Below are 11,569 nucleotides of genomic sequence, written 5' to 3' on the forward strand. Positions count from 1 at the left end.
CCGATTTCTTATTTTGTTCAATGGGCTGCAAACAAGCCCTGATTTGATTAAGCGAGGATGACACGCACGCCATGTGACTCGATCTGCTGCTGATGCTCTGTTGGCAGGTCACTATTGGTAATGAGTACATCAATAGCACCCCAGCTCAATTCCAAGTTTGGAATTTTCCGCCCTACCTTCTCAGACTCCACCATCACAATTACTTCGCGTGAAACTTCAGCCATCACTTTACTCAGCCCAACCAGTTCATTGAATGTTGTCGTACCGCGATCTAAATCCACGCCATCCGCGCCGATAAACAGCTGATCAAAATCATACGAACGCAGGACGGTCTCAGCGACTTGACCTTGAAATGACTCAGAATGTGCATCCCAAGTGCCGCCTGTCATTAACAAATGTGGCTCACTTTCAAGTTCGTTTAATGCGTTAGCGACATTCAGTGAGTTTGTCATTACAACTAAACCTCGTTTGTCATTTAGCTGTTGGATCAATGCCGCCGTTGTACTGCCACTATCGATAACAATTCGATTGTGGTCGCGAATTAGCTCCGCTGCCGCAAGTGACAAATCAATCTTACGAACCGAAACTTTACCATCCAGTTCGTCACTCACCACTTCCGATGGCAATGCAATTGCGCCACCATATCGGCGTAATAATTGACCGTTTTGTTCCAGTGATGAAAGATCCTTTCTAATTGTGACTTCTGAGGTTTCAAATTTGAGTGAAAGCTCTTCAACACTGACTTCGCCCTTAGTATTAACCAAGGCAGAAATAGCATGGCGTCTTAGCTGTGTGTTTCGTTTTGACATTTGCTCACTGACTTTAAGTTTCGCTTCGAAAGTTATTATAGTCAAATCGAAACTTTTACGTCCATTTATTTCGATGCAAAAAATTAATATTTAGAGAGAAAACCTTGTCCTAAGACAATTCTTAAGCAGTGATATTGAATTGATTCAGTGGTAGAATTCACAACCGAAAAGAAAAAAAATTACAAAAATCGACGTTATTTTTGCACTTAAGTGCTGTTAAGGTGGCATAAATCACAGAAATACCGCCATCAACAAGGTCAGATTGGTCATAAAATGACTAAATTAGATAAAAGACTTTCAAAACTGGAGCAAAAAAAGAAGGTGTTACTACACTGATAATTTGCAGGCACAAAATGCAACCTATCAACACTTGCTTCAGATATGAGTGTTCAGTTAAGAACGGGCACTCTTTATAAACAACCGAATTTAAATTTAACTATATTATTTACCGGAGAGAATCTTCCATGAAAAAGACCAAAATCGTATGTACGATTGGCCCTAAAACTGAATCAGTAGAGAAGCTAACTGAACTTGTTAACGCTGGCATGAACGTAATGCGTCTAAACTTCTCTCACGGTGATTACGCTGAGCACGGTGTTCGTATCGATAACTTCCGCAAAGTAATGGAAGTTGCTGGTAAGCAACTGGCTATCCTTCTAGATACTAAAGGTCCAGAAATCCGTACTATCAAACTAGAAGGCGGCAACGACGTTGATCTAGTAGCGGGTCAAGAATTCACTTTCACAACTGATACTTCAGTTGTAGGCAACACAGATACTGTAGCAGTTACTTACGCTGGTTTCGCACAAGACCTATCTGCTGGTAACACTATCCTAGTAGACGACGGTCTAATCGAGATGGAAGTTATCTCTACTACTGCTACTGAAGTTAAGTGTAAAGTTCTTAACAACGGTGCTCTAGGTGAAAACAAAGGTGTAAACCTACCAGGTGTTTCTGTGCAACTTCCAGCGCTATCTGAAAAAGATAAGAACGACCTTAAATTTGGTTGTGAGCAAGGCGTTGATTTCGTAGCGGCTTCTTTCATCCGTAAAGCATCAGATGTTAAAGAAATCCGTGAAATCCTAACGGCTAACGGTGGCGAAAACATCCACATCATTTCTAAGATCGAAAACCAAGAAGGTGTTGATAACTTCGATGAGATCCTAGAACTTTCTGACGGTATCATGGTTGCTCGTGGTGACCTAGGTGTTGAAATCCCTGCCGAAGAAGTAATCTTCGCTCAGAAGATGATGATCGAGAAATGTAACCGCGCTCGTAAAGTGGTTATCACTGCAACTCAAATGCTAGATTCTATGATCAACAACCCACGTCCAACTCGCGCAGAAGCGGGTGACGTTGCGAACGCAATCATGGATGGTACAGATGCAGTAATGCTTTCTGGTGAAACGGCTAAAGGTAAGTACCCAGTTGAAGCGGTATCTATCATGGCTCAAATCGCGAACCGTACTGACTCTGCACTTAAAGCTGAGCTAGGTTCACGTCTAGACAGCCCTCGTCTACGCATTACTGAAGCAGTATGTAAAGGCGCTGTAGACACAGCTGAGAAGCTAGCAGCTCCACTAATCATCGTTGCAACTGAAGGTGGTAAGTCAGCTCGTTCAGTACGTAAGTACTTCCCAACAGCAAGCATCGTTGCTCTTACAACCAATGCAAAAACAGCGGCACAACTAGTTCTAACTAAAGGTGTTCGTCCAGTACTAGTTGATTCAATCGACAGCACTGATGAGTTCTACAAAAACGGTAAAGAGTACGCTCTAAGTTCTGGTTTTGGTAAGAAAGGCGACATCGTAGTAATGGTTTCTGGTGCACTAGTTGCTTCAGGCACAACTAACACGGCATCTGTACACGTTTTATAATTTTAAAATGTATACCTGCAAATAAACAAAAAGAGGGCTATGCCCTCTTTTTTTATATACCCGCTTGCCTCACTATTCAGTCCGCTGTATATTCGCGCAAAAGTACTACGTACCGTTAAATCAGATTCAAGGTTGAAGTAGCTCTGATTGCTATAGCGAGGATTGTATAGTGCCAAGCCCGACGTTAACTGACAAAGTCGCTAAGATGATCCGTCAAGATATCTTAGTTGGAAAATTTGAACCCAGTGAAAAACTGGTTGTTGCCGATCTAAAGAAGCGATATGAAGTGGGAGCATCTCCCATTCGTGAAGCTTTAGTTCAGCTTTCATGGTCTAAATTTGTGGTTGTAGAACCACAAAAGGGATGTTGGGTTGCCCCAATATCTACATCTGAATTAGCTGATTTACACGAGAGTTTATGTGTAATCACGCCTGTATTACTTAAGCAAGCTATTGCTCATGGCGATGAAAGCTGGGAGCTCGAATTGCTTACGGCTTATCACAAGCTATCGCGCTTAAAATCAATGCAAGAAGAGTATGATTGGGTTGAGTGGCAAGATCGCTTGCGCAATTTCCATGAATCTCTGCTTAAAGCGGCAACCTCAACAACCATGTTGTCGTTCTTCGCCGATCTCCTTAACCAGATCCAACGCTACCGATTCCATGCCATCAATAATGGATTGAGCATCAATACCATTGATGTAGACGAGTGCGAGTCGATTGTAAAATGCGTGCTGGCTAAAGATACTGAGAATGCGGTTATTAAATATAATCGTTACTTATCAAATATGATTTTGCAGCTAGACCAAGCCGTTAGCCCAGCCGCATAATTCATCGTTTTATCCTTCGGCTTGCAGTATTAATCTTCAAGCCGAAAAATCACGTCTACTCTATCTCGGATAACAATGGTTGAGTCTTGATAACCATTCGATTCCGTTTTCATATCCATACTCATTGCACGCATCAACACAGGTTTAGCGCTGTGCGAATTGTAGTTGATCTGCCAAACATGCCCGAGTTCTTGTCCAAAACCTTGTGCTAAAGAATTCGCTTTGTTTTTCGCATCATCAATCGCAGCCATACGTGCTTTTTGTTGATACTTAGCTTCATCCTTCACTTTAAGTGTAATGTTGTCGACTTGATTAATACCAGAGCTCAATGCGATATCAAGGTATCGATTAAGATTATCCAATTGCTCTACTGTCACTGTAATAGAACGACTTGCTCGGTAACCAACGAGCTCAGGCTGTCCTTTTTTCGGATAGTGGTATTGAGGTGCCAAATAGAGATTGGTACTGGTGATATCTTCCGCATCCACGCCTTGCTGTTTCAACGTTGCAAGAAATGCGGCAACGGCTTTGTCGACACTTTGCTTAGCTTGCTCTGCCGTCATGGTGGTTTCGACCACTTTAACTGAGAATTCAGCCATATCCGGCTTGGCAACGATTTCGCCATAACCTGTAGTGGAAAGGTGAGCAAAACTCAATTCATTCGCCATTGCACCAAAGCTCAAACTGCTAGAAAGCGCAATCAAAGCCATAGATAACTTATTCATATCTAACACCTTATTCGTATTGTAGACCTATACATAATAAGTGAATATCACACTTTAACCAGTCACCTAGTGGTAATCTGACACAACTTTAACTCTATTAACTTGGTAATATTGCTCGGGAGTGATTAATAATCGCATCAGATATCGATTTCAAAATACCAGTTTCCAACTGCCAGTGATGCCAGTAAATGCGATGAGATAAAAAGAACCCTGGGGTAATATCAACCAGCAACCCTGTGGCGAGCTCCTCTTCAATTTGCAGCTTAGGGATTAAACAATAGGCGACACCGGTTAGAGCCAGCTTTACAAAAGCCTCAGAGCTTCTCACTGTGTGTTTTAAGACGCTGCCTTTAGGTAAGTTAAAATGTTGATGGATAAAGCGATCATTCATATCGTCATGGTAATCAAAGGCTACCGTTGGTGCGCGTAAAAGTGACTCTCGATTTACACCATTAGGAAAGTAGTGTTGAGAAAACTCAGGGCTAGCAACGCATAAGTAGTCCACGCGCCCCAAATAGTCAGCATCACATCCGGGTATCGACTGCGATTCCAAGCTAATAGCTCCTGCGACCTCACCGCTTCTTAACTTCTCAAGTGTCCGACCTTCATCATCAACCACAAGATTAAGTGCCACCCGCTCGCGCTGAAGTAATTGTGTTAATGCTGGTAATAGCCACGTAGCCAAACTGTCGGCATTGGTTGCCAAAGACAATTGCAGAGGTTTGAAGCTGGCATCATTCATGAGTTCTGGCACCAGTTCACTTTCAAGCAACCTTACTCGGCGATATAAGCCAAGCAGCTGCTTACCTACCGGGGTCGGTTTGGGCGGCTGCTCTCTCACTAAAGCGGGTTGTGCGAGGAATTTTTCCAACTGTTTGATGCGTTGAGAAACCGCAGATTGCGATATACAAAGTTGCTCAGCCGCCCGTTCAAAACTGCCAAATTGCACGATAACATCTAGCGCCTCAATCCATTTGTAATCCAGTCCACGCATCTATTTCATTTTCCCAAGCAACTAAATAAGTAAAACTTATAATAGATTAAAATCATTAAATATACTTATTTAATCACTAGCGTTATCTTCGCCGCAATTAATTTGTTTCACTCCGGAGAGAAGATAGTGAATTTTTGGGTATTACTACAGGGATTTGGACTTGGTGCGACCATGATCATCCCGATCGGCGCACAAAATGCTTATGTATTGAACCAAGGCATTAAGCGCCAACACCATTTAACCACTGCGATAACTTGCAGCCTGCTCGATGCTATTTTTATTTCTCTCGGAGTCTTTGGTGGCGGCGCATTGCTTTCACAAAATGAAACATTGCTCGCAGCAGTCACGCTAGGAGGCATTGCCTTTCTCACCATCTATGGTGCTTTAGCGCTTAAGAGTGCTTTTCGCGATCCGGCGAAACAAGAAAATGCGCAGCATGTTCTGGCTCGTGGTCGTCGCACCGTTATTTTAGGTGCCTTAGCGGTCACGGTACTCAACCCGCATCTGTACTTAGACACGGTTGTCATACTTGGTTCTATTGGTGGGCAATTTGAAGGACAAGATCGAATTTCATTTGCCATCGGTACCATTATGGCTTCTTTTGCTTGGTTCCATACTTTGTCATTTGGAGCAGCAAAGTTAGGTCCGACACTTTCAAAGCCGAAAGTCAAAAAAGGCATCGATATCCTGATTGCGATAATGATGTTTACTATTGCAGCTCTACTTACAAATCAGTTAGTCACCCTGTACTGGTAACCATCAGATATAAAAAAAGCGAGGTATAGACCTCGCTTTTTACTTTCCACTTACTTACGCATCCACTTTGTTGAGGTGTACGTCCATTTGCGGAAATGGAATCTCGATACCGTTCGCATCTAACGCCTCTTTGATTGCTTGGTTAGAATCAAAGTACACATCCCAGTAATCCGCTGTTTTACACCAAGGGCGTACAACAAAATTCACTGAAGAGTCAGCTAATGCAACCACACCGATAGTAATGTCGTGATCTTTTAGAATTCGCTCATCTTTTGCCAGCGCATCATGAATCACTTGCTTGGTCAGTTTAAGATCTGAGCTGTAAGAAACACCAATGGTTAAATCAACACGGCGTGTATCATGGCGAGAGTAGTTCGTAATTGGCGAGCCAATTACACCTGAGTTAGGCACAACCACCATTTTGTTGTCTGGTGTTTTTAGTACCGTTTGGAAGATTTGAATGGCTTCAACACTACCCGCTACACCACCAACTTCAACGTAATCACCCGATTTGAATGGGCGGAAACCGACAATAAGTACACCCGCAGCAAAATTCGATAGTGAACCTTGTAGCGCAAGACCAATCGCTAAACCTGCCGCACCGATAACCGCGACAACAGAAGCGGTTTGCACACCAATTCGGCTTAGTGCAGCAATAAGTACAATCACAAATAGAGTGTAACGTACGATGCCATGGATAAACTCAACAACCGCTCTATCCATCTTTTTCTTGCCAAGCATTTTCGCTACGCTATTAGCAACCATCTTGGCAACGATATTACCAATAAACAGAATCAGTACTGCTGAAATAATGTTCACACCGTACTGAATCAATAGATCAGAGTTACTGTTTAACCAAGTTTCAACTTTTGCTAGACCGTCGACCAATGGAGCTTCAACCCCAATAGACTCACTTGCCATATAAATTTCCTCTCAAATACATGTGACTAACTAGTCATGCTGCTTTAAATAATAACGACAATGTCCCTATCAGTTTACTGAACGAATGCCAGTTTGCCGGCAAGATAGCCCAATTTATGATTTTAGCAAAGTAAAGATTCTGCAAAGATAATCAAAACAAAGAGTTACCTAGAAGCCATGATGTAGACCTGTTAAAGCCTACTCATTCAAGTAACATTTCGCCACATTTATTTATCAAAATCAAAAAGTGTCTTAGTTTAAAGGCACAAAAAAGCCCGCTCAAAAGCGGGCTTTCAACTATCTAATTCTAAAACAGAATTATAGTACGTCGATTGCGTTTAGGTCAGCAAATGCTTTCTCTAGACGTGCAACCATTGACTCTTGACCTGCGCGTAGCCATACGCGTGGATCGTAGTATTTCTTGTTAGGCGCAGCTTCACCCGTTGGGTTACCGATTTGACCTTGTAGGTATTCACGGTTTTTAGCTTCGTACTGACGAACGCCATCCCAAGAAGCCCACTGTGTATCAGTATCAATGTTCATTTTGATTACACCGTAGCTGATAGATTCTTTGATCTCAGCTTCAGTTGAACCAGAACCACCGTGGAATACAAAGTTTAGAGCATTTGGTGCAATACCAAATTTCTCTGCACAGTATGCTTGAGAATCACGAAGGATAGTAGGAGTTAGTACAACGTTACCGGCTTGGTAAACACCGTGTACGTTACCGAAAGATGCAGCGATAGTGAAACGGTGGCTGATAGCGCTTAGTTTCTCGTATGCGTATGCTACGTCTTCTGGAGAAGTGTATAGCTCAGACTGATCCATATCAGAGTTGTCTACGCCGTCTTCTTCACCACCAGTACAACCTAGTTCAAATTCTAGAGTCATACCCATTTTTTCCATGCGCTCTAGGTACTTAGCACAGATATCGATGTTCTCTTCTAGAGACTCTTCAGAAAGGTCAATCATGTGAGAAGAGAATAGTGGCTTACCAGTTTGAGCGAAGAACTCTTCACCAGCGTCTAGTAGACCGTCGATCCATGGTAGTAGTTTCTTAGCTGCGTGGTCAGTGTGAAGAATAACAGGTACACCGTAAGATTCAGCGATAGCATGTACGTATTTTGCACCAGCTACTGCGCCAATGATTTGCGCTTCTTGACCTTCAAGTTTTAGACCTTTACCACCAAAGAAAGCAGCGCCGCCGTTAGAGAACTGAACAACAACAGGAGCTTTAACTTTAGCAGCAGCTTCTAGAACACCGTTGATAGTGTCTGTGTTAACAACGTTAACTGCTGGTAGTGCAAAGTTGTTCTCTTTTGCTACTTCAAAAACTTTCTGTACGTCATCGCCAGAGATTACACCTGGTTTTACGAAATCGAAGATCTTAGACATGGTATGGAGTCCTATTTATCTGTCGTTTTAAAAATTAAAACTTACTAATTTAAAATTTTGCAAACGTTTGCTCACAACTGCCGCCATTCTAACAGAGAATAATGTGACATGCAGCAAACAACAAAGCGGGAGATTTCTCTCCCGCTCTTTTTATTCTTACTTCGCGCGTGCTTCTAGCATTTCAACTGCTGGAAGTACTTTACCTTCAACGAACTCAAGGAAAGCACCGCCGCCAGTAGAGATGTAAGATACATCAGCTTTGATACCGAATTTGTCGATAGCCGCTAACGTGTCACCACCACCTGCTACAGAGAAACCTGCAGACTCAGCGATTGCTTTAGAGATACCTGCTGTACCCGCTTCGAAGTTTTTGAATTCGAATACGCCTACAGGGCCGTTCCATAGGATAGTTTTTGCGTTGCTGATGATTTCAGCTAGCGCTGCTGTTGAATCAGGACCTAGGTCGAAAATCATGTCGTCATCTTGAACATCAGCAACGTTTTTGATTTCTGCTTCTGCATTTTCATCAAATGCTTTTGCACAAGCTACGTCAGTTGCTACTGGAATCGCACACTCTTTCATTAGTTTTTTAGCGGTTTCAACTAGGTCAGCTTCGTATAGAGACTTACCTACGTTGTGACCTTCAGCTGCGATGAAAGTGTTCGCGATACCACCGCCAACTACAAGTTGGTCAGCGATTTTAGATAGAGACTCAAGAACAGTCAGTTTAGTAGAAACTTTAGAACCACCAACGATTGCTACTAGTGGACGCTCTGGATTGCTCATTGCTTTACCAAGCGCTTCTAGCTCAGCAGCTAGTAGAGGACCAGCACAAGCTACATCTGCGTGCATGCCTACACCATGAGTAGACGCTTGTGCACGGTGAGCAGTACCGAATGCATCCATTACGAATACGTCACATAGTGCTGCGTATGCTTTAGATAGTTCTTCTTCGTTTTTCTTCTCGCCTTTGTTAAAGCGAACGTTTTCAAGAACAACTAGTTCACCAGCGTTTAGTTCTAGACCGTTTAGGTAGTCTTTCGCTAGTTTAACGTCGCAGTCTAGTGCGTCGTTTAGGTAGTTAACAACAGGTTGTAGAGAGAACTCTTCAGCGTATTCACCTTCAGTTGGGCGACCTAGGTGAGAAGTAACCATCACTTTAGCACCCGCTTCTAGGCAAAGTTTGATAGTTGGAAGAGATGCGATGATACGTGCATCAGAAGTTACTTTTCCATCTTTTACTGGCACGTTAAGGTCAGCACGGATGAATACACGTTTACCTGCTAGATCCAGGTCAGTCATCTTGATTACAGACATGATTTGTCCTCTCAAATATTAAATAAAGTTTTTTTACAACTCGGCAGCCTTGCCAAGTCGGTGAATTCTTTAAACTGATTATGAATATGGAGATATCTCGAATTTATTTCAAGGGTAGAAATAAATTATTTCTCCATATTCATTAGAGGGCTGTTATTTCGCTGCTTGCATCGCTAATGCTGTATCGAGCATGCGGTTAGCAAAGCCCCATTCGTTATCACACCACACCAACATTTTGACTAACTGACCATTGCTTACCCTCGTCTGGGTACCATCAACAATGGCGCTGTGTGGGTCGTGATTGAAGTCCACCGAAACCAGTGGTGCTTCAGTATAGTCAACAATATTACGTAATGTACACTGAGATGCGTTAATAATGGTTTGATTTACGTCATTAACTTTCACATTTGTATTAATTGTGACACTTAAATCCATTGCGGTTACGTTTACCGTTGGAACTCTTACAGAAATCGCTTCAAATTTGTTAGAAAATTTCGGGAATATTCTTTCAATACCTTGATGAAGCTTAGTGTCGACAGGAATGATTGATTGACTGGCTGAACGGGTGCGTCGTAGATCAGAATGGTAAGCATCGATCACTTGTTGATCATTCATCGATGAATGAATGGTAGTAATGGTGCCAGAATCGATGCCAAAAGCATCATCAAGCACTTTAATGATCGGAACAATGCAGTTTGTTGTGCATGAGCCGCTTGAAACTATCGTCTGCGTGGCGGTCAATGTCTCATGATTCACACCATAAATAATGGTGTTATCAATATCGGCATCGCCAGGGTGAGAGAATAAGACTTTTTTAGCCCCAGCTTCTATATGGGCTAAACCATCGGCACGACAGCCATAGACACCGGTACAATCAAAGACGATATCAACGTCGAGATCGCGCCACGGCAATAGGTTAATTTCATTTAAATGTAGGATACGTACGGCATCATGATCGCCATTGTCATGATGAATGTAGAGATGTTCTTGATCGTGGCTAATTCGTTTGCCAAATCGACCATGGGTGGTGTCATATTGAAGTAGATGCGCCATTGCCTCTGCTTGGGCTAATTCATTAACCGCAACTACTTTAATGTCTTGATGCTTGCCGCTTTCATAAACAGCGCGTAAAACATTTCGACCGATTCGTCCAAACCCATTAATCGCAATTTTCAGCATAGTTCCATCGCCTTTATAGTATTAGTTCTAATCGATTAGATGGTACTCGATCTCCCCCTAGCAAGCAGCAAAAGAGTGACATATTACGCAACCCCTCGCTGTACACTTAAGTAATACTTGATGCAACTATCAATTTACACTTCATCTCTGCTAATGTTGATAACAATATGTAGCAACCTTTGGCATTTTTTCTTACCGTTTAACAACCAAAGGAATCGGTTATGAGTACATTCTCAACTTCGTGCTTTTGCAATAAATGTCAGATAGATACAAAACATAGTGAAGTGTTAGTTCGTAAGCCAAGCCGTTACGATACCGACCAATCTATACTGGGACGTATCAAGTTACTCATGCACTCTTTCATTAACGGTGGTCACTACTACGACATGGACAGGTACGTTCAATGTAAAGTTTGCGGGCAAAAAACACTGGATAACAAAGGCAGTGAATTCGAGTAGACATAAAAAAACCGAGCTTTTCAGCTCGGTTTTTAACTTTATCGACGATTTATATTTGCATTATTACGCAAGTAGTTCGTTTGCTGTATTCAATACGTTTTCAAGCGTGAAGCCAAACATTTCGAATAGTTGATCAGCTGGTGCTGATTCACCAAATGTTGTCATACCGATAATACGACCATCAAAGCCTACGTACTTGTACCAGAAGTCTGCAATACCCGCTTCAATAGCAATACGTGCAGTAACGTCTGATGGAAGCACTGCTTCACGGTAAGCGGCGTCTTGCTTGTCAAATGCATCAGTAGATGG

General features: G+C 42.4%; 12 protein-coding genes. 4 read left to right on the top strand and 8 right to left on the bottom strand.

Going from position 1 to position 11,569, the window contains the following annotated elements; genetic code table 11:
* Positions 1–47: 47 nt before the first annotated feature.
* Positions 48–809 (bottom strand): DeoR/GlpR family DNA-binding transcription regulator, encoded by a 762-nt coding sequence (locus H2O73_RS18170; protein WP_182110345.1) that lies wholly within the window; start codon positions 807–809, stop codon positions 48–50.
* Positions 810–1,273: 464 nt separating this feature from the next.
* Between H2O73_RS18170 and pykF the strand changes: the two genes are divergently transcribed.
* Positions 1,274–2,686 (top strand): pyruvate kinase PykF, encoded by a 1,413-nt coding sequence (pykF, locus tag H2O73_RS18175; protein WP_182110346.1) that lies wholly within the window; start codon positions 1,274–1,276, stop codon positions 2,684–2,686.
* Between the two features lie 169 nt (positions 2,687–2,855).
* Complete coding sequence (locus H2O73_RS18180; protein ID WP_182110347.1) at positions 2,856–3,515, top strand: GntR family transcriptional regulator; 660 nt, start codon at positions 2,856–2,858, stop codon at positions 3,513–3,515.
* Between the two features lie 29 nt (positions 3,516–3,544).
* On the opposite strand, the gene H2O73_RS18185 is transcribed toward H2O73_RS18180, so the two are convergent.
* Both H2O73_RS18185 and H2O73_RS18190 read right to left on the bottom strand, forming a co-directional pair.
* Positions 3,545–4,240, bottom strand: a complete 696-nt coding sequence (locus tag H2O73_RS18185) for an oxidative stress defense protein (RefSeq protein WP_182110348.1) — start codon at positions 4,238–4,240, stop codon at positions 3,545–3,547.
* Positions 4,241–4,337: 97 nt separating this feature from the next.
* Positions 4,338–5,234 (bottom strand): LysR family transcriptional regulator ArgP, encoded by an 897-nt coding sequence (locus H2O73_RS18190; protein ID WP_182110349.1) that lies wholly within the window; start codon positions 5,232–5,234, stop codon positions 4,338–4,340.
* Between the two features lie 126 nt (positions 5,235–5,360).
* On the opposite strand from H2O73_RS18190, the gene H2O73_RS18195 reads away from it, so the two are divergent.
* Positions 5,361–5,990, top strand: coding sequence for a LysE/ArgO family amino acid transporter (locus tag H2O73_RS18195; protein ID WP_182110350.1), 630 nt, complete (start codon positions 5,361–5,363; stop codon positions 5,988–5,990).
* A 54-nt stretch (positions 5,991–6,044) separates the two neighbouring features.
* On the opposite strand, the gene mscS is transcribed toward H2O73_RS18195, so the two are convergent.
* The 4 genes from mscS to epd form a co-directional block, all read right to left on the bottom strand.
* Positions 6,045–6,911 carry a small-conductance mechanosensitive channel MscS gene (mscS, locus tag H2O73_RS18200; RefSeq protein ID WP_182110351.1) on the bottom strand — a complete coding sequence of 289 codons (867 nt, stop codon included), beginning with the start codon at positions 6,909–6,911 and terminating at the stop codon, positions 6,045–6,047.
* A gap of 318 nt (positions 6,912–7,229) precedes the next feature.
* Entirely contained in the window at positions 7,230–8,306 is a 1,077-nt protein-coding gene (gene fbaA, locus H2O73_RS18205) for a class II fructose-bisphosphate aldolase (protein ID WP_182110352.1), read from the bottom strand.
* Between the two features lie 156 nt (positions 8,307–8,462).
* Positions 8,463–9,623 (bottom strand): phosphoglycerate kinase, encoded by a 1,161-nt coding sequence (locus tag H2O73_RS18210; protein WP_182110353.1) that lies wholly within the window; start codon positions 9,621–9,623, stop codon positions 8,463–8,465.
* 153 nt (positions 9,624–9,776) lie between these two features.
* The gene (gene epd, locus H2O73_RS18215) at positions 9,777–10,802 is read right to left on the bottom strand and encodes an erythrose-4-phosphate dehydrogenase (RefSeq protein ID WP_182110354.1); all 1,026 of its coding nucleotides are present in this window, start codon (positions 10,800–10,802) and stop codon (positions 9,777–9,779) included.
* Between the two features lie 221 nt (positions 10,803–11,023).
* Here epd and H2O73_RS18220 point away from each other — a divergent pair, with 221 nt between their 5' ends.
* On the top strand, positions 11,024–11,260 hold the full coding sequence (locus H2O73_RS18220) for a hypothetical protein (RefSeq protein ID WP_182110355.1): 237 nt from the start codon (positions 11,024–11,026) through the stop codon (positions 11,258–11,260).
* A gap of 63 nt (positions 11,261–11,323) precedes the next feature.
* Here the strand turns inward: H2O73_RS18220 and H2O73_RS18225 are convergent.
* Positions 11,324–11,569, bottom strand: a 246-nt coding sequence (locus H2O73_RS18225; RefSeq protein WP_281364251.1) for a transketolase-like TK C-terminal-containing protein, incomplete at its 5' end; no start/stop codon positions are given.

Origin of the sequence: Vibrio marinisediminis, from assembly GCF_014050145.1 — a bacterium.
Classification (GTDB): Bacteria; Pseudomonadota; Gammaproteobacteria; order Enterobacterales; family Vibrionaceae; genus Vibrio; species Vibrio marinisediminis.

What these genes read in the sequence shown, in the direction of transcription:
- epd (WP_182110354.1), bottom strand. Translation starts at nt 10,802, where the DNA reads ATGCTGAAAATTGCGATTAATGGGTTTGGACGAATCGGTCGAAATGTT.
- H2O73_RS18170 (WP_182110345.1), bottom strand. Translation starts at nt 809, where the DNA reads ATGTCAAAACGAAACACACAGCTAAGACGCCATGCTATTTCTGCCTTG.
- H2O73_RS18220 (WP_182110355.1), top strand. Translation starts at nt 11,024, where the DNA reads ATGAGTACATTCTCAACTTCGTGCTTTTGCAATAAATGTCAGATAGAT.
- mscS (WP_182110351.1), bottom strand. Translation starts at nt 6,911, where the DNA reads ATGGCAAGTGAGTCTATTGGGGTTGAAGCTCCATTGGTCGACGGTCTA.
- fbaA (WP_182110352.1), bottom strand. Translation starts at nt 8,306, where the DNA reads ATGTCTAAGATCTTCGATTTCGTAAAACCAGGTGTAATCTCTGGCGAT.
- pykF (WP_182110346.1), top strand. Translation starts at nt 1,274, where the DNA reads ATGAAAAAGACCAAAATCGTATGTACGATTGGCCCTAAAACTGAATCA.
- H2O73_RS18185 (WP_182110348.1), bottom strand. Translation starts at nt 4,240, where the DNA reads ATGAATAAGTTATCTATGGCTTTGATTGCGCTTTCTAGCAGTTTGAGC.
- H2O73_RS18190 (WP_182110349.1), bottom strand. Translation starts at nt 5,234, where the DNA reads ATGCGTGGACTGGATTACAAATGGATTGAGGCGCTAGATGTTATCGTG.
- H2O73_RS18210 (WP_182110353.1), bottom strand. Translation starts at nt 9,623, where the DNA reads ATGTCTGTAATCAAGATGACTGACCTGGATCTAGCAGGTAAACGTGTA.